General features: G+C 50.4%; 16 protein-coding genes. 12 read left to right on the forward strand and 4 right to left on the reverse strand.

Annotated elements, in window-relative coordinates; translation table 11 throughout:
- Positions 1-333: a preprotein translocase subunit YajC gene (gene yajC / locus ACFSUF_RS09195; protein ID WP_377602279.1), complete on the forward strand. Its 333-nt coding sequence runs from the start codon at positions 1-3 to the stop codon at positions 331-333.
- Between the two features lie 91 nt (positions 334-424).
- On the opposite strand, the gene ACFSUF_RS09200 is transcribed toward yajC, so the two are convergent.
- On the reverse strand, positions 425-1,273 hold the full coding sequence (locus ACFSUF_RS09200) for a phosphatase PAP2 family protein (RefSeq protein WP_377602280.1): 849 nt from the start codon (positions 1,271-1,273) through the stop codon (positions 425-427).
- A gap of 90 nt (positions 1,274-1,363) precedes the next feature.
- Positions 1,364-1,762: a TIGR04086 family membrane protein gene (locus tag ACFSUF_RS09205; protein WP_377602281.1), complete on the reverse strand. Its 399-nt coding sequence runs from the start codon at positions 1,760-1,762 to the stop codon at positions 1,364-1,366.
- Positions 1,763-1,982: 220 nt separating this feature from the next.
- Here ACFSUF_RS09205 and ACFSUF_RS09210 point away from each other — a divergent pair, with 220 nt between their 5' ends.
- Positions 1,983-2,678 carry a DUF421 domain-containing protein gene (locus ACFSUF_RS09210; RefSeq protein ID WP_377602282.1) on the forward strand — a complete coding sequence of 232 codons (696 nt, stop codon included), beginning with the start codon at positions 1,983-1,985 and terminating at the stop codon, positions 2,676-2,678.
- A gap of 9 nt (positions 2,679-2,687) precedes the next feature.
- Here ACFSUF_RS09210 and spoVB read toward each other — a convergent pair whose 3' ends face one another.
- On the reverse strand, positions 2,688-4,289 hold the full coding sequence (gene spoVB, locus ACFSUF_RS09215; protein WP_377602284.1) for a stage V sporulation protein B: 1,602 nt from the start codon (positions 4,287-4,289) through the stop codon (positions 2,688-2,690).
- 251 nt (positions 4,290-4,540) lie between these two features.
- Between spoVB and ACFSUF_RS09220 the strand changes: the two genes are divergently transcribed.
- From ACFSUF_RS09220 to ACFSUF_RS09245, 6 genes are all read left to right on the forward strand, one after another.
- A complete protein-coding gene (locus ACFSUF_RS09220; RefSeq protein ID WP_377603137.1) occupies positions 4,541-4,753 on the forward strand; it encodes a post-transcriptional regulator in 213 nt (70 codons plus the stop codon).
- A 181-nt stretch (positions 4,754-4,934) separates the two neighbouring features.
- Positions 4,935-6,167, forward strand: a complete 1,233-nt coding sequence (gene secD, locus ACFSUF_RS09225) for a protein translocase subunit SecD (RefSeq protein ID WP_377602286.1) — start codon at positions 4,935-4,937, stop codon at positions 6,165-6,167.
- The gene (gene secF / locus ACFSUF_RS09230) at positions 6,157-7,059 is read left to right on the forward strand and encodes a protein translocase subunit SecF (RefSeq protein ID WP_377602288.1); all 903 of its coding nucleotides are present in this window, start codon (positions 6,157-6,159) and stop codon (positions 7,057-7,059) included. The genes secD and secF overlap by 11 nt, the downstream gene beginning before the upstream one ends.
- Before the next feature lie 71 nt (positions 7,060-7,130).
- Positions 7,131-8,066 (forward strand): cation diffusion facilitator family transporter, encoded by a 936-nt coding sequence (locus ACFSUF_RS09235; RefSeq protein ID WP_377602290.1) that lies wholly within the window; start codon positions 7,131-7,133, stop codon positions 8,064-8,066.
- A 9-nt stretch (positions 8,067-8,075) separates the two neighbouring features.
- Positions 8,076-10,493, forward strand: coding sequence for a single-stranded-DNA-specific exonuclease RecJ (gene recJ / locus ACFSUF_RS09240; RefSeq protein ID WP_377602292.1), 2,418 nt, complete (start codon positions 8,076-8,078; stop codon positions 10,491-10,493).
- Complete coding sequence (locus tag ACFSUF_RS09245) at positions 10,490-11,002, forward strand: adenine phosphoribosyltransferase (protein WP_377602294.1); 513 nt, start codon at positions 10,490-10,492, stop codon at positions 11,000-11,002. The genes recJ and ACFSUF_RS09245 overlap by 4 nt, the downstream gene beginning before the upstream one ends.
- A gap of 51 nt (positions 11,003-11,053) precedes the next feature.
- Here the strand turns inward: ACFSUF_RS09245 and uraA are convergent, their stop codons facing one another.
- Positions 11,054-12,331, reverse strand: coding sequence for a uracil permease (gene uraA, locus ACFSUF_RS09250; protein WP_377602296.1), 1,278 nt, complete (start codon positions 12,329-12,331; stop codon positions 11,054-11,056).
- 256 nt (positions 12,332-12,587) lie between these two features.
- Here uraA and ACFSUF_RS09255 point away from each other — a divergent pair, with 256 nt between their 5' ends.
- The 4 genes from ACFSUF_RS09255 to hisS all read left to right on the forward strand — a co-directional run bounded on the left by ACFSUF_RS09255 (position 12,588) and on the right by hisS (position 17,536).
- The gene (locus ACFSUF_RS09255) at positions 12,588-14,786 is read left to right on the forward strand and encodes a RelA/SpoT family protein (RefSeq protein ID WP_377602298.1); all 2,199 of its coding nucleotides are present in this window, start codon (positions 12,588-12,590) and stop codon (positions 14,784-14,786) included.
- 67 nt (positions 14,787-14,853) lie between these two features.
- Positions 14,854-15,300 (forward strand): D-aminoacyl-tRNA deacylase, encoded by a 447-nt coding sequence (dtd, locus tag ACFSUF_RS09260; protein WP_377602300.1) that lies wholly within the window; start codon positions 14,854-14,856, stop codon positions 15,298-15,300.
- Positions 15,301-15,346: 46 nt separating this feature from the next.
- A complete protein-coding gene (locus tag ACFSUF_RS09265) occupies positions 15,347-15,553 on the forward strand; it encodes a hypothetical protein (protein WP_377602302.1) in 207 nt (68 codons plus the stop codon).
- A gap of 729 nt (positions 15,554-16,282) precedes the next feature.
- A complete protein-coding gene (gene hisS, locus ACFSUF_RS09270) occupies positions 16,283-17,536 on the forward strand; it encodes a histidine--tRNA ligase (RefSeq protein ID WP_377602304.1) in 1,254 nt (417 codons plus the stop codon).
- Positions 17,537-17,540: the final 4 nt, after the last annotated feature.

Consider the following 17,540-nt stretch of genomic DNA (forward strand, 5'->3'; position numbering starts at 1 on the left):
ATGAACGAAGTATTTGTAGCAGCTGAAGGTTCTGCAGCTGGAGGCGGGTTGGGGATGTTTATCCCGCTGATTTTGATGTTCGCGGTATTCTACTTTTTGCTGATCCGCCCGCAGCAGAAGAAACAGAAGCAGCGCAACTCGATGCTGTCTTCCATTAAGAAGGGCGACAAAGTAGTAACGATTGGCGGCATGCACGGTACCGTACTAGAAATGAATGAAAATACTGTAGTGCTGCGTGTCAATGACGTTACAAAGCTAACGTTCGACCGAAGCGCCGTAAACACGATAGTTACCAGCGCGCCTGCCGCAGCAGAAGTAACAGAGAAAGCGTAATAAGTAACAAGTAACAAGATGCATAACAAAAAGAGTGCTGCACGGATCTCCGTGCAGCACTCTTTTTTCGTTACTTTTGACTTCCCTGCAATTACTGTCCGCTCATCTTCTGCCTTGAAGGGACGCGCTGCATTAGGTTCATACTGCCGACTGTTTCGCTTCTTGCAGCCAGCTTAAGGCCGACAGTAGAAGCAGCTATAGCCAGCAGGACGCCGCCTATCATATCCGTGAGCCAGTGAATGCCCAGATAGAAGATCGAGAAGACGATCACTGCGGCGCTAATCCCGGTGATCCATTTCCAGATCCGATTGCCGGAATGGTATGCCAGCAAAGCAACCGTAACCGAGATGGATGTGTGTAGGCTCGGGAAACAGTTATTCAACCCGGACAGAGGCCGGTAATCCGTCTCGAAGCTCGGGAAGATAGACGGAATCAGGAAATCCACCTGCGGATGATAGAACCATACTTCGTTAACCGGCACAAACAGATAGAAAGGAATGGCCACCAGATAGTTCATCATAATGGCAATACACGTAGCATAAAACAGTCTGTAATTTTGCGTAGTCGTATAGATGCATAAAGACGTAATCATCAAAGCAGGAAAGACGATAACGTACATAAAGGTTAGCACATAGGTCAAACTAGGGTTCATAAACGTATGCTGTATCCAATAGACAAAGTTTCCTTCAATCTGATGGAACAAAGCGGCGAAATCATAAACCACTGGGAATTGGGATTCCACCTTCATCTCCAGCTTGTTTACGTACAAAATCCCGAGTAATGCGGCAAAATGGAACAAATAGCTGCGGGATTTAAGCAAATTGGAAGCAATCGCGGTAACGGCAGCCAGCGGGGACCGCCGGGTGCTGACCATGAGAAACAGCAGTACAACGACAGTCGTTGCAATCGATATATTCGTCATGGATTGAAAAATAAACATGATGTATTTGTCCTCCTAAGCATTCAGCCTGGAATGGGTGTTCCAAACCAATTCAGTATATCACACTTCGGAGTGACAAGGGTAATTCAGTTATTTCCTCAGATTGACCCCCAGCATACCTCCGACTGCTCCAGCAGCAAAGGAAGCTGCAGTAGATACTAGTGTCGATAAAGTGACACCTGCATCAAACCCTAAAAATCCAACGATAAAAATGAACAAGCCATACATCAGACCGGTTAATCCTCCGTAGTACCAGCCTTTTTGCCTGGATTTCCGTCCAGCGGATAAACCTCCAAACAGAATGGCAATGCCGTGGAGCGTGTAAATATAAGACGGCAAAGACTCCTCTTTCATCCCCGTGTAGGTAAGGACCAAAGACAGGAGCACAGTTCCTGCCGTAAGCCAAAGAAGACCGGTCACAAACCCCGAAAGTAAAGGGGAAGTAATGCGTACCTGACTCACCTTGCTGATCGGATTCAGTACATTCATCGAAATTGCCTCCCTGGCGCATAGGCCCAATAATAAGGAAATGCTTGATCAACCTGAACTACCACATTGTATGATCCTGTCCTGCAAAATAGTACGAGCTGCCGTACTGCCAACATTTGCTCCGTTCGGAAATTGCATGACTTGCCCGGGTGGCGGCAAACACTAGGAATAACAAGTCAGGAGAGACCTTATCTTCTTTCTATAAGGAGGCAGGCCAACGGTGGAATTATGGATTTTAACCATGCGGACGATTTTTATCTATTTTTTCGTATTTCTGATGATGAGGCTGATGGGCAAAAGAGAGATTGGAAAGCTTTCGATATTTGATTTGGTCATCTCCATTATGATTGCCGAGATTGCCGTCTTCGTTCTGGAGGATTTTCGGCGGCCGCTGTTACCGGGAATTCTCCCGATGGTTGTTTTGGTAGCCGTTCAGATCGGGATTGCCTATGTCATGTTGAAAAGCAGATGGCTCCGCCTGTTGTTTGAAGGGCCTCCGAGTATTTTGATTGAGCACGGTAAAATAGACCGGCAGGAGATGCAGAGGCAGAGGTATAATCTGGACGATCTGCTGCTGCAGCTTAGGGAGAACCGGGTTTATAACGTAGCCGACGTTGAGTTTGCTATCCTGGAAACCTCGGGTAAACTGACCGTTATACCGAAAGAGGAACGGAACCGGCCGGAGCAGCAGGGGGAAGTTTCGCTGACCCCCACGCCGGTTTTATACCGGTATGAAGGTCTCCCGCTGCCGCTCATTATGGATGGGAAGGTGCAGGACAACCATTTGGCGAAAATAGGAAAAACAAGGTTTTGGCTGAAAAATCAAATTCAGGAAAAAGGGGCATCCGATTTTAAGCAGGTTTTCTTTTGCTCCATAGATCATAAAGGACGGATTTATGTTGACAAGAAAAAATAGGGAAGGCCTTTAGATCCACTTTATGATTCTGCGGCCGATCCAAGGGATTCGCTCCAGGTCGGAGCGGTCGATGAGCTTTAACCAGACCATAAATAATAAGTATACAAACACGCCGGCAGCGGAGGCTGATACAAATTGAAGCGAAGGTGACTCCTCCCAAGGGCGGAGCATGACGCAAAGCACGGTAAGAGCCATGCCGCCCATCCCGGCAGCTACTTTAAGAAAATCGGTTACTTTCATGGAGAACCGGAGCAGACGGGCCACGCTTCCCCAGTGAAGGACGGTAACGAGGAAGATGTTCACGCAGATGGCAATCACGGCTCCGATGATGCCGAACTCCGGCTTGGTGGCAAGCTGGTAGATCAAGATAAGCTTTAAGGCTGCGCCGATAAACGTATTCAGCAGTGCTGTTCCCGGTTTATTAAGAGCCTGCAGCGTCGCTTGCAGCGGGGCCTGAAAATAAAGGAACAACGCGAACGGAGCCATCATTTTCAGCATGGGCGCAACGTCGCTGCTGCCGTATAGCAAAGTGCAGAGCGGTTCAGCAAGCACATACATAAGCACAGCGAATGGGGCACCGGTAACAAGAGCAAGCCTAAGGGACTGGTGGAGCCTTTTATGGATGATTTTCATGTCGTTTCTCGCTGCAGCTTCCGATAACGACGGGATAAGCGAAACCGCAAGGGAATACGTCAAAGCGCTGGGCAGAAGCAGAATGGGGATCACCATTCCCTGTAAAGCTCCGTATTGAGTTGTAGCTTCACTTACCGCTATGCCTGCAATGGCGAGGCTGCGGGCGATCATGATGGATTCAAACAGGTAAGAAAACGAACCGACCAGCTTTCCTCCGGTAACCGGCACGGCTATCCTCATGATTTTACCGAAATAGGCAAGCCCTAACCAGCTTTTCCTTTGAGAACTCTTATTTTGCTTAGGCTGAAGGGGAAGAGTGTCTCCGTCAACAGGACTAAAATCCGTTTTACGGTTTTTGCGGAATTGGAGCAGCAGCACCGCCATCCCGCCTATCTCGCCTGCCAGAACGCCAAGCATAGCCCCTGCCGCACCGAATTCCAGACCATAGGGGAGCAGCATATACGAAAAAGCAAGCATACCCGCAATCCGAATCACTGTCTCCACAAGCTGTGAGCTTGCCGTAGGAATCATGTTGTGCCTGCCCTGGAAATACCCTCTGTACACTGAGGAAATGCCGACAATCAGGATCATCGGGGTCATACTGAGAAAAGTCCAATAGACCCGAGAGTCGGGGATGACGTGTGTGGTGATCCACGGCGCGGCCGCAAGGCAGGCTGCAGTAAACAGGATGCTGACAATAACCGTAACGATCATCGATGTGCGCAGCACCTGTTTCACTTTTTCTTCATTCCGTTCGCTTTCCGCTTCCGCAACCATCTTGGCGATAGCCAGCGGAATGCCTCCTGTAATGATCGTCAAAATGACAATGAAAAAGGGATAGCCCAACTGGTATAATCCCACTCCTTCGGCACCGATTACCCGCGGAAGCGTAATCCGGGGAACGAAGCCTAGAATGCGGTTGATAATGCCGGCAGCCAGCAGGATCATGGTGCCTTTGATGAAGGATTGCTTGGTCAAAATCATTCCCTTCTTTCTTTTCACAGGATAAGCATGTACTATTAAAACCATATGCACGTCCAACAGGCAGACATGCTATATTTTTCAAGGAACGGCTCTTCTCCGGCAGGAATCAGGAAAGGAAAGTCGAATCCATGGTTGATAGGCAAGGTAGAGGAGGGCTTAAGATGTTATACTCGATGAACTTGGCGGGGGAACCCCCGAAAGACCCCTTTGCAGAGTCCGGACTGGACGCGGACACAACAAGAACGATGAAACAGCTGTGCGCGAGCAAAGCTGACGAGTTCCGAATGATCGGTTATGAACATGTAACTGCGGCAGATATATGGGAATGTTCGAGCAGCAAGTACAAGAAAAACGGAACGCCGGCGCTTCACCGGATGGTTAACGATATTTTGTCGCTAAAGGCAACGCAGCTGATGAACCATATGACGATGAACGCTTACCGCGGAACCGGATTCTGATCCGGTTCTTTTTCTTTGCCGGGAGATAAATTCGGCAAGAACCGCGGCAGCAACAAATACTGGAAAGAGTTCGAAACCTTTACTCCGCATCGAGAATACGCTTTCCGTCCCGGCTTTCCTTTTTGGGAAATAGAATTTATAATGGGAATATTGAGGATTTGAAAGGGGACTATTCGCAGTTATGGACTTTAAAAGGATAGCGGCATTTATTTTAACAGTCATAGTGACTTTTGGAGTCATTGCAGGGACAAGCCCTGCGCTTCTTGACCGCATTAAGCTTGGTCTGGATTTGAAAGGCGGCTTCGAGATACTTTATGTCGCAGAACCGATTGAGAAAGGACAATCCGTTACAGCCGATTCGCTCACGGAAACAGCCCGCGCGTTGGAGAAACGGGTAGATGCTCAGGGGATCGCCGAGCCGGAAATTACAACCGAAGGCAAGGACCGTATCCGGGTTAGATTGGCCGGTACGATGAACGAAGAGGAGATCCGTAAGACGCTGAAGAAACCTGCAGACCTGACGTTCCGTGATCCGGAAGGCAACATCAAACTGCGCGGAAGCGATTTTGTGCAGGGTGGCGCGAGTGTAGGCTATGATAATTCCAGCCAGCCGCTTGTACAGATTAAGTTGAAGGATGCTTCCAAATTCGAAAAGGTAACCGGTGACTTGATCGGTAAGCAGCTGGGCATTTATTTGGATGAGCAGATGATCTCCAATCCGGGTGTCAATTCAGCGATACCAGGCGGTGTTGCCACGATTACGGGCAGCTTCACTTACGACGAAGCCAAGAATTTGGCGGACACCATCAATCTGGGGGCGCTGCCTCTGAAACTGACGGAGAAGTATACGCAGAGCGTAGGAGCTTCCCTTGGTAAGCTGTCTCTGCAGCAAACGGTGAAAGCAGCTGTTATCGGCTCCGTGCTGATCCTGCTGTTTATGCTGTTCTTCTACCGGATTCCAGGCGTGGTGGCGGCGATCTGTCTGATAAGTTATACTTGGCTCCTGCTGCTTGTATTCGATCTTATGAATGCAACGCTTACCCTGCCGGGGATCGCAGCCTTTGTACTCGGTATCGGGATGGCGGTTGACGCCAACATTATTACTTACGAAAGAATTAAGGAGGAGATGAGAAGCGGCAAGAGCCTTCTTTCTTCCTTGAAGTCCGGTTCCAAACACTCGTTCCGTACGATTATGGACGCGTATGTAACGAATATTATCGCCAGTGCCGTTCTTTACTATATCGGTAACGGCGCGATCCGCGGTTTTGCATTAACCAGTATTTTAAGTGTAGTGCTGAGCGTGATAACGAACGTATTCTTGTCCCGCATATTGTTGAACCTGCTGATCAAGAGCAAGGCGTTCAACAAACCGGCCTACTTTGGCGTGAAGGAGGACGAGATCCGTGGACTATAAGAACAAATACGACTTTATCAAAAACCGCAAAATCTTCTACGGACTTTCCGGTTTCATCCTGGTAACGGGACTCATCATGCTGATATTCTTCAGCCTGAATTACGGTGTCGATTTTAAAGCGGGAACCAACATTGAGTACGCTTTGGGAAAAGCTGTCCCGCAGAAGGATATTGAGGCAGTTGTCGGGGAGACCGATGCGAAGCTGGCTGAAGTGACGATGGGGAACGGCAATAAGCATACATCGATGAGATTTGACGAGGTGCTTACTGATGAGCAGATCAAAACGATTAATGCGAAATTTGCCGAGAAATTCGGTAAAGATGTTTCGCCGGAAGTAAACGTAGTTTCTCCGGATATAGCAATTGAGCTTCGTAATAATGCAATAAAAGCGGTATTAATTGCGAGCATTCTGATTATGATTTATGTAAGTATCCGATTCCACTGGACGATCGCACTTGCAGCGGTTATTGGCATTTTCCATGATGCATTAATGGTTATTGCATTCTTCGCCATTTTCCGTTTTGAAGTGGATTTGCCTTTCGTGGCGGCCGTACTGACGACAGTAGGTTACTCAATTAACGATAAAATTGTAATTTTTGACCGGGTCCGTGAAAATCTGCGTCATGCGAAGATCAAGACGGCAGAAGATTTGGGAGACTTGGTTAACCAAAGTATCTGGCAGACAATGGCACGTTCCATCAATACAGTAATTACGGTGTTGATTGCGGCGCTTTGCTTGTTTATTTTCGGCAGCGAGTCCATTAAACTGTTCGCTCTGGCTAAGATTATCGGTTTGACAAGCGGCGTATACTCATCGCTCTGTATTTCCACCCCATTGTGGGTTTGGTTCCGTAAGAACGCATTGTTAAAGAAAAAGAAAGTAGCTGCATAGAACTTTAAAGCCGCGTGCATACGCGGCTTTTCAATCGGTTGGGCGAAAACTTGAAGTTGGAGGGAACTAGGATGTCCGTACAGCGTATAGGGCAGCAGGCTTTGGCGGCCTGGACGGCCATGACAGCTCATTTACTGTTAGCCTCAGGAAAGGCGGTCTTGGGCTTGCTTGGTTCAAGCCAGGCAATGTTAGCCGATGCCGCGGTATCCGCAGGCAAGACGGTCCGATATGCTTCTATGGCTTCCGATGTCAAAAGGTCAGCCGTTCATGGAGCCGACCCGGCTGCGGAACCGCGAAACAAAGGACGGTCTTCTTCGCTGCTCTCCTCCGTTGTGGTTGTTGTCTTGGGGTTGGAAATAGTGCTTCGGGCCGGTCAGTCCCTGTTCGGCAGTCTCCCGGAAGCTCCAGCCTTATATATCCCGGTAATTCTGGTGTTTTCCTTTCTTTTGAGGGGATTTTTTCTTCTTAGACGCCGTAAGCAAGCTTCCGAACATAGAGCAGAGAATGCTGAAGCTATGAGCGTCTGGATAACAGGCATAGCTGCGGTTGGGGCCGTTTTATCGTACGCCGGCGGCAGGTTGGATGCGAAACCGTTGTTGTATTTTGACAGTGCGGCTGCCGTTCTTTGCGGATTGCTGATGCTTCGAAACGGGTACGAAACCATAACCAGTGCTTTGCGGTCTGCGGAGAACGCCGATACTGCCGTTTACGAACATACTCAAGAACTGACTGAGCTGGTGCAGAGAATTCACGGAGTTATTACAGTGGATGAGATCGAAGGCAGGGAAGCCGGGCACTATGTTGCCGTGCGAATGAAAATCAGCGTTAACCCGTTAATCACTGTAGCGGAAGGGCAAGACGTGGCAAAAACCGTGAAAGCTCATATTAAAAAACGTTATACACACATAAGCGACGTGCAGGTTCAGGTATCGCCGTATGAAACGGGATACCCTTATAAAAAGTCGGTTGATTCCAATCAAGACCCGATCCCGACGCTGCTTCAATAGGAGGTTGGAATGCTTCAAGCAAAAGCAAGATGGAACATAACAGAACATGATGAAGCTGAAATCGGACGCCTCTCTTCGGACTGGGGCGTTCATCCCCTGCTGATGAAACTGCTGCTAACCCGGGGAATCGCCTCTTCGGAGGAAGCAAGGCTGTTTCTTGAGGGAGGAGCGGAACACGTTCATGATCCGTTGCTCCTGCGCGGGATGAAGGAAGCGGTGTCCCGGATACGGCATGCCCTCGATACAGGAGAGAAAATCCGGATTTACGGGGATTACGATGCCGACGGGGTCAGCAGCACATCCTTAATGATCCATTTATTCAGAGGGCTGAATGCTGAATTTGATTTCTACATACCGCATCGGGCTAAGGAAGGGTACGGCCTGAATACGGCTGCGCTGGATGCAGCCAAAGAGGCAGGTATCAGCTTGATCATTACAGTGGATACAGGAATCAGTGCTGTGGAACAAATTGCGCATGCCAACAGCTTGGGGATCGATGTGATCGTCACCGATCATCATGAACCTCCCGAAGTGCTTCCCGAAGCATACGCATTGATTAATCCGAAGCTGCCGGGATGTCCATATCCTTATAAACATTTGGCCGGCGTCGGTGTTGCCTGGAAACTTGCCCACGCGCTGCTTGGCAGATTTCCTGAGGAACTGCTGGAGATAGCCGTCATCGGAACGATAGCGGACTTGATGCCTCTCACTGGAGAAAACAGGGTCATTGCTAAGCTGGGATTAAAGAAAATGAGGACGACGGCCAATCCCGGCATTAGGGCGCTGCTTACGGCTTCAGGGGTGTCTGTGGAGCAGGTTTCGGCAGGCAATATTGCTTTTGCTATGGCGCCTAGGCTGAACGCAGCAGGCAGGCTGGATCACGCGAGTGTTAGTGTCAGGCTCCTGACAACGGAGGACGAGCAGGAAGCGGAAGAACTTAGTTATACGCTGGACGCCATGAACAAAGAGCGCCAGCGGATTGTGGAAGAGATGACGGCCGAGGCGATGCAGCAGGTCGAGGATGAAGGCTTAGCCGCCGATAAGGTGCTTGTAGTGGCCAAAGAAGGCTGGAATGTCGGAGTTATCGGAATTGTCGCTTCCAAGCTGCTGGAGAAATATTACCGGCCGACGATCGTTCTCGGCATCGATCCAGAAACCGGCAAGTGCAAAGGCTCCGCGCGCTCGATTCCCGGGTTTGACCTATACCGTGCTCTCAGTTCGTGCAGCGGACTGTTCGATCATTACGGAGGCCATCAGGCGGCCGCTGGAATGACCATTTCGCGTGAGAAACTGCCGCAGCTGCGGGAGGCGCTCAATCAGGAGGCGGAGGAACAGCTCACTGCAGAGGATCTGCAGCCTGTGATGTCCGCCGATCTGGCCTGCAGGCTGGCTGAGGTGACGATGGAGTCCATCGGGCTCATGGAATCGCTTGCCCCGTTCGGTATGGCGAATCCATCACCGCGGTTCGTCTTTGAAGGGCTGCGCATTCAAGAGATCCGCACGATGGGCAAAGAGCGCCAGCATGTGAAGCTGACTCTCTGCGACGCCGCCGGCGGCAGCGTCCCCATTGAGGCTGTGGCGTTTAATCGGCCGCAGCTCGTGCATGCGTTGTCCGCAACTTCCAGCTTGGATGTGCTGGGGGAGATTTCCGTCAACGAATGGAACGGTGTCCGGAAGCCGCAGATTTTAGTTCAGGATCTCAGGGTCCGGCACCTGCAGGTGTTTGACTGGAGGGGCATGCCGAAACCTGAAGAGAAGCTGTCGGAACTCCCTGCAGGCGGTGAGTTAACTGCAGTGATTGCCGAACCGGATGCAGCAGAGAAGCTGGCGAACCGGCCGATGCTTGAAATGCTGTCGATCTGGGCGTGGACACCGGAGGGGAAGGCTGTCCCGGTAAATGACAGCGCAAGAAGAGTGCCGATCTCCGAAGCAAAGAACCTGGTACTGTATACGCTGCCTGGCTGCTTGCAGAGTGTAGTCCGAATACTGGAAAATGGGCAAGCTATGGAGAGGATTTATGCCGTCTTTTCATCTCAGGACGGCGGCAGCTCAGGTTTAACGCTTCCGTCCAGGGATGATTTTAAGAAAGTGTATGCCGCCCTCAAGTCGAAAGAGCAATGGAATTTGCGTACAGGCGAGCTCCAGCAGTTTCTTCGCCGCCGATTAGGGTTGTCTGATTCGATATGCGGGTTTATACTTTCTGTGTTCGAAGAATTATCGTTTACGGAGAAGTCAGATGACTATGTCCGCTGCGCCGCTTCACCGTCCAAACAGGAATTAACGTCAGCGCTTGCTTATCGCAGGCGTGTGGACCATATCGAAGCGGAACAAGTGCTGGTCTACTCCAGCGCAAGCGAACTGACTGCCTGGTTCACGGGGCATCTGGCCCCAATGCAAAACACCTTATTATTGGAGGAAATCGTATGAATTTCAAAGAGTATATCCGTGTAATCGAGAACTGGCCTCAGGAGGGGATCCGCTTTAAGGATATTACCACTCTTCTAAACAACGGCCCTGTCTATAAAGAAGCAATCGATCAGCTGAAACAGCTTGTCAAAGATTTGAAAATTGATGTCATTGCCGGACCGGAAGCCCGCGGCTTTGTTGTCGGCGCACCTTTGGCTTATGCATTGGGTGTAGGCTTCGTGCCTATCCGCAAAAGCGGTAAGCTCCCGTCTCAAACGATTGAAGCAGGTTATGACCTGGAGTACGGGAAAGACAAACTGGCCGTGCATAACGACGCAATCCAGCCGGGCCAGCGCGTATTGATCGCCGATGATCTGCTGGCAACCGGAGGGACGATCGCAACGGCAATCAACCTGGTGGAACAGCTGGGCGGAGAAGTGGTCGGCGCCGCATTCCTGATCGAGCTGACGTACTTGACCGGCCGTGAGAAGATGAAAGGCATTGAAGTGTTTACCCTTATGCAATACTAAAAAGAAAAGCTGTCGGCTATTCCCGTTTTGGGATGACCGACAGCTTTTTTGTTAGTTTACTTCTTCATTAGTCCAATTCCACCGGGAGAAGAGGTGAAACAGGAGGCTGAGCAGAATGCCTACGACCGTTGCCAGCGCCATGCCGCTGATCGAGAAATTGCCGTACGTAATTTTTGCTCCTGAAAGTCCGATCACTAGAACTGCCGTGGTCAGGATTAAATTTACAGGCTTGGAGTAGTCCACCTTGCTTTCCACCAGCATTCGGAGGCCGGAAGCCGCGATCACTCCGAACAAGAGGAGCGAGACACCGCCCATGACGGCTTGGGGTATGCTGCGAATCAGTTCTGACAGCGTGCCGGAGAAAGACAGGAGGATCGCAATCACGGCAGCTCCGCCGATAACAAAAGTGGAGTACACTTTGGTCAGGGCCAATACCCCGATATTTTCCCCGTATGTAGTATTCGGGGTTGCTCCGACAAAACCGGAGACAATGGTCGACAAACCGTTACCGAGCAAAGAGCGGTGCAGGCCCGGATCCTTGGACAGGTCTTTCCCGACGATGTTGCCGGTGACGATCAGGTGCCCGATGTGTTCCGCAACTACTACCAGAGCAGCGGGCAGGATGACTGCAATGGCGGACCAGTTAAAGACCGGGGCAGTAAATTCAGGAACGACGAACAGTCCGGCTTCTTTTACAGGTTGAAAGTCGACCAGGCCCAGGAATGCAGCAAGCACATAGCCGATCAGGATGCCGACAAGAATCGGAATGATTTTCATAAACCCGCGGAACAGCACGGTTCCCAAAATGGTGACCAGTAAGGTAGCCAGGGAAACCGTGATGACTTTCCCATCAGGTGACCATTCCGGGTTTCCGCCGGAAATCAATCCCGCCATATTGGCCGCTACCGGCACGAGTTCCAATCCGATGACGGCGACAATGGCGCCCATAGCAGCAGGAGGGAATACGACGTCTATCCATTTTGTGCCTGCATACTTGATTAATAAAGCAACCAATGAGAATACAACACCTACCGCTATGAACCCTCCTAAGGCAGCTGCATAGCCTCCGCCGTTCTGCGTTGCTATCACCGCTCCCGCAGGGGAAAGGAAAGCAAAGCTCGAACCCAGATAAGCGGGGATTTTGCCTTTGCATAGGAGCAGATAAAACAAGGTTCCGATCCCGTTCATTAGCAGGCAGACAGCCGGATCTACCTTCAGCAGGAACGGCACCAGTACAGTGGATCCGAACATAGCGAACAGGTGCTGCAGACTGAGCGGAATCGTTTTGACCAGCGGTGGTCGTTCGTGAACTTCTATAACTTTTTGCAAAAAAACAAGCCTCCCTTTAAAACCGATATATATGATAACCATTCCCATCTTAGCAAAAACTTCATATAGGGTCAGCCCCTATTTTTGAAAAAAACAGACAATTCGATCGGGTGTTGTCGTATTTTGTCGGATCATCTATCGGAAAATGCTTCGAAAGTCCGCTTGCGCGGTTGACGTAACGCGGTTTCAAGGGCATAATTAGATAAAACTCTAAGAGCGCGCAGGCGGTCTCTTTTTTATTAGAAAGGATCCATTCATGGGCATTGAGCAATTAATTGAGAAGGCAGCTGCATATATGAAGGAATCTGACCTTAACCGGATCAGGGATGCTTACGAATTTGCCGATCAAGCCCATCATGGCCAGGTTAGGAAATCGGGGGAACCGTACATTCTGCATCCGCTGGCGGTTGCTGATATCCTTGTGAACATGCAGATGGATGTAACCAGCATTATTGCGGCTCTGTTGCATGATGTGGTCGAAGATACGACGGTATCTTTAGAAGCCGTACGGGAGAACTTCGGTAATACGTGCGCCATGCTGGTGGACGGGTTAACTAAGCTGGAGAAAATCCAGTTTAAGTCCAAGGAAGAGCAGCAGAACGAGAACTACCGCAAAATGTTCGTCGCTATGGCTCAGGACATCCGTGTCATCCTCATCAAACTGGCGGACCGGCTTCATAATATGCGTACATTGAAATATCAGTCCGAGGAAAGCCAGCGGCGGATCGCGCAGGAAACGCTGGATATTTTCTGTCCGATCGCTCATCGTCTCGGTATTTCCGCTATTAAGTGGGAGATGGAAGATATCGCCCTCCGGTTCCTGAATCCGCAGCAGTATTACCGTATCGTAAATCTGATGCAGAAGAAGCGGGCGGAACGGGAACAGTATATTTCGGACATTATTGATAAAATCAAAGAGAAATTGAGCGAGATGGGCATTGAAGGAGATATTTCCGGTCGGCCCAAGCACATCTACAGCATCTATACGAAAATGTCGGTGAAGGCAAAGCAGTTTAACGAAATTTACGATCTGCTTGCCATCCGGATCATAGTGGACAACATTAAAGACTGTTACGCTACGCTAGGCATCATTCATACATTATGGAAGCCGATGCCCGGACGGTTCAAAGACTATATTGCCATGCCGAAAGCCAATATGTATCAGTCTCTGCATACGACGGTAATCGGACCGAAGGGCGAGCCTACCGAGGTGCAGATCCGCACCTGGGATATGCATCAGACGGCTGAATACGGGATCGCCGCCCACTGGGCTTACAAAGAAGGCACGGGCGGTCCTGCAGGCGCGCCGGGTGCGGCCGCCCCGTTCGATGACAAAGTTGCCTGGTTCCGTGAAATTATTGAGCTGCAGAATGAGGCAAGAGACGCCTCGGAGTTCATGGAATCGATGAAAATGGACTTCTTTGCGGATGCGGTGTTCGTCTTTACACCGAAAGGCGAAGTGTTCGAGCTGCCGGCCGGTTCCGTTCCGCTGGATTTTGCTTACCGGATTCATACTGAAGTCGGGAACCGGACGATCGGAGCGAAGGTCAACGGAAGAATCGTTCCGCTCGATCATAAGCTGAAGACCGGCGATATAATCGAGATCCTGACTTCCAAGCATTCGTACGGACCGAGCCAGGATTGGATCAAGATTGCCCAATCTTCCCACGCGAAGACGAAAATTAAGCAGTGGTTCAAGAAAGAGAAGCGGGAAGAGAACGTCATCAAGGGCAAAGAAGCGCTTGAGCGGGAGCTGAAGCGTCTGGGGATCGACCCGCCTACTTTATTGACAGACGAGAAGCTGTTGGAAGCAGCCCGTAAATTTAACTTCAACGATATTGAAGATATGTTGTCCGCCATCGGATTTAACGGCATTACGGCAGCGCAGGTATGCACTCGCCTGACAGAGAAGCTGCGCAAGGAAACTGAGGAAGCCCAACAGATTCAGCTGACAAGCGAGATTAAGGAAGTCAAAGCTCCCGGTGCGGAACGCAAATCCCGGCCTACACACGGAATTCGTGTCGACGGGATCGACAACCTGCTGGTCCGGTTCGCGCGCTGCTGCAACCCGGTACCGGGTGATGACATCATAGGCTACATTACCCGCGGCAGAGGCGTTTCCGTGCACCGGGCAGACTGCATGAACATTCCCCAAGGGGAGAATGAAGAAGTGCACCGTGTGATCGATGTTGCCTGGGAAACGGCCGTAGAGGCGAACTACAGCGTAGAGATTGAGATCACAGGACACGACCGGAGAGGCTTCCTGAACGAGGTGCTGCAGGCGGTATCCGAGAGTAAGACGAATATTTCCGCTGTTTCCGGCCGTACGGACCGTAATAAAGTGGCCATGATCCATATGACGATCCTGATCCGCAATACGGAGCATCTACAATCCGTCGTTGAGAAGATCAAACGGGTTCAGGATGTCTATTCAGTGCAGAGAATAATGCAATAAAGTACCGCCGCCCTCCGGTCTATAGACTGGAGGGTATTTGTTAGGAGAAACAAGGAAGGGGATTGCTATGAGAGTAGTATTACAGCGAAGTAAAGAAGCGGCGGTTTCGGTGGAAGGCATAAAGGTGGGAGCCATCGAGCGGGGGCTGGTCCTGCTGGTAGGCGTAACCCATGAGGATACGGAGCAGGATGTTCGCTATTTGGCTGATAAAGTGGCGGGACTTCGGATTTTTGACGATGAAGAGGGGAAAATGAATTTGTCCGTACAGGATATCGGCGGGCAGATTCTGTCCATATCCCAGTTTACCTTGTACGGAGACTGCCGCAAAGGGCGCAGGCCCAATTTCATGGCGGCTGCGCGTCCGGATCCTGCAAGAGAGATCTATGAACTGTTTAATGACAGGCTGCGCTCGCTGGGCTTGATCGTGGAAACCGGTGAATTCGGTGCCATGATGGAGGTAAGCCTAGTGAATTGGGGCCCGGTTACGCTGATTTTGGACAGCAAAGAACAGTAGACTAAAGACTTACCAGGCTATTTTTCAGTAAAAAGGGGCAAACTGGATGCATACGAAAAGCAAGGAGAGAAGACGGATGCACCAGTCCAAAAAAGAACAAACCTTGCTGTCTTCCACGAACAGGCTGCTGCATAACCATGTGCGGGAATCGATCAAGATGGCGGAAGCCGGCGAAAACTATGGCTTAGGCAGCGATGCAGGGTTGACAGGCGAACATGCTCCGTGGACCAGCCAGAGAAAAATACGAATCTAAAGAACGGCAGCGGCGAATGTGCTTGAACCTGAAAGAGCCGGGTGGCCGTCTTGAAGCGAAGTACTGCGCACCCGGAGCTTCGCGCAGTGCAGAGCTGCCGCCTGTCGATTCGATCTGACATCGGATGCTGTCGAAACCGCTTACTAAATTGTAATATAACTGTAATCTGATTAACACAGTCCATTAACATTATTAGCCTACAATAGAACTCGACCCCCTTTTTTAATATAATTTCTTAAAGCCTGCGGCCCGTTGCTGCAGGCTTCTTTCTTTCTCAACGTAAGATCAGACAGGGTTGGACTTGACAACGTTTGACAACTTATATAAAATAGGTTCAACTTATGATTTTAATCCTTTGATTCGTTGAAGGGACAGAGTAGTTCAGTGCCGCGCACTTAGAGAGGGATGCCCTTGGCTGAAAGCATCCTTGTAACGGCTGAATGAAAGACCTCCCGGAGAACGGTCGGCGAACGGCGGCAATGAGGGTTGCCTGCATAGTAGCCGGTACGCGTAGGCGGGCGTTAACCGTAAAGCGGAATACAGCCGGGTCGTTGTGGATTGCGATTCGCGGGTTGTCTCCGGAATGTGGGTGGTACCACGGGTGATTCAGGTTTCTAATCTCTCGTCCCTGGCAATGATGTCAGGGGTGGGGGATTTTTTTATTTTGCATGTATAGATCGTGCTAAATAGCAGCAGTTATGGAAGTTGGAATAGGGAGGTTGAGTGGGAATGGCTTTTCAAAAACCGACAGGCACGCAGGATTTGCTGCCGGGTACTGTAGAGAAATGGCAGTACATTGAAGAAAAGGCTAAATCGGTGTGCAGCCGGTTTAATTACAAGGAAATCCGTACACCTATTTTTGAACAGACGGAATTGTTCACCAGAGGTGTCGGCGAGACGACGGATGTCGTGCAGAAGGAAATGTATACGTTCGAAGACAAAGGAAACCGAAGCATGACTCTGCGTCCAGAGGGCACAGCGGGAGTGGTTCGTGCTTATGTAGAGAACAAACTTTACGGGGAACCGGATTTGTCCAAAGTATATTATGTTGGGCCTATGTTCCGCTATGAGCGGCCGCAGGCAGGGAGGCAACGCCAGTTTCACCAATTTGGCATAGAGGCATTCGGGTCTGTCGATCCGAGCCTGGATGCGGAAGTGATCTCTCTTGGGTACCAGTTCTACAAGGAGCTGGGTTTAACCGGAGTCCGTGTTGAGGTTAATTCGGTCGGTACGCCGGAAATCCGTGAACAGTTCAAGTCAAAACTGCAGGAGTTTCTCCTGCCAGTGAAGGAGAAACTCTGCCGCGACTGCCAGTCCCGGTTTGAGCGCAATCCGCTTCGGCTGCTGGACTGCAAAGTGGATCAGGCGTATTTCGAAGGAGCCCCTTCCATCCTCGACAGCCTAGATGAGGAGTGCACAAGCCATTTTGATATGGTAAAAGGGTACCTTGATTCGATGCAGGTGAATTATGTGATCAATCCACGGCTCGTTCGCGGACTGGATTACTATACACATACTGCTTTTGAATTTAAAGCGGAGGGCATCGGCGCGATCGACACGATTGGCGGCGGAGGGCGGTATAACGGCCTTGTTGCAGAAGTAGGCGGACCGGATCAGCCGGGAGTAGGTTTCGGTTTAGGGATGGAGCGCCTGGTGCTGGTACTTGAGAAGCAGGGGGTTGAGCTGCCTGTTTCCAAGCCGCTGGACATGTATCTGATCGGTCTTGGCGACAAGGCGGAACGGGAAGTAACCCGCTTGTTGTTTGAACTTCGCGCACAAGGCGTCACTGCTGAGAAAGACTACGGCGGACGTAAAATGAAGGCGCAGATGAAGTCAGCAGACCGGCTTCAGGCCAAGTATGTAGCCATCCTTGGAGACGACGAGCTGGAGCGGGGCGAAATTGTGCTCAAATCGATGGGAACAGGCGAGCAGGAAGCACTGGATTTAGAAAATTTCATCGAGAAATTTTTGAATAAACAATAAAGGG

It is taken from the genome of Paenibacillus gansuensis, assembly GCF_042684925.1.
GTDB lineage: Bacteria > Bacillota > Bacilli > Paenibacillales > DY6 > Paenibacillus_N > Paenibacillus_N gansuensis.

Coding starts and splice junctions, on each gene's coding strand:
- yajC (WP_377602279.1), top strand. CDS start 1: ATGAACGAAGTATTTGTAGCAGCTGAAGGTTCTGCAGCTGGAGGCGGG.
- ACFSUF_RS09200 (WP_377602280.1), bottom strand. CDS start 1,273: ATGTTTATTTTTCAATCCATGACGAATATATCGATTGCAACGACTGTC.
- ACFSUF_RS09205 (WP_377602281.1), bottom strand. CDS start 1,762: ATGAATGTACTGAATCCGATCAGCAAGGTGAGTCAGGTACGCATTACT.
- ACFSUF_RS09220 (WP_377603137.1), top strand. CDS start 4,541: ATGAAACAGCTGTGCGCGAGCAAAGCTGACGAGTTCCGAATGATCGGT.
- secD (WP_377602286.1), top strand. CDS start 4,935: ATGGACTTTAAAAGGATAGCGGCATTTATTTTAACAGTCATAGTGACT.
- ACFSUF_RS09235 (WP_377602290.1), top strand. CDS start 7,131: ATGTCCGTACAGCGTATAGGGCAGCAGGCTTTGGCGGCCTGGACGGCC.
- recJ (WP_377602292.1), top strand. CDS start 8,076: ATGCTTCAAGCAAAAGCAAGATGGAACATAACAGAACATGATGAAGCT.
- ACFSUF_RS09245 (WP_377602294.1), top strand. CDS start 10,490: ATGAATTTCAAAGAGTATATCCGTGTAATCGAGAACTGGCCTCAGGAG.
- ACFSUF_RS09255 (WP_377602298.1), top strand. CDS start 12,588: ATGGGCATTGAGCAATTAATTGAGAAGGCAGCTGCATATATGAAGGAA.
- dtd (WP_377602300.1), top strand. CDS start 14,854: ATGAGAGTAGTATTACAGCGAAGTAAAGAAGCGGCGGTTTCGGTGGAA.
- ACFSUF_RS09265 (WP_377602302.1), top strand. CDS start 15,347: ATGCATACGAAAAGCAAGGAGAGAAGACGGATGCACCAGTCCAAAAAA.
- hisS (WP_377602304.1), top strand. CDS start 16,283: ATGGCTTTTCAAAAACCGACAGGCACGCAGGATTTGCTGCCGGGTACT.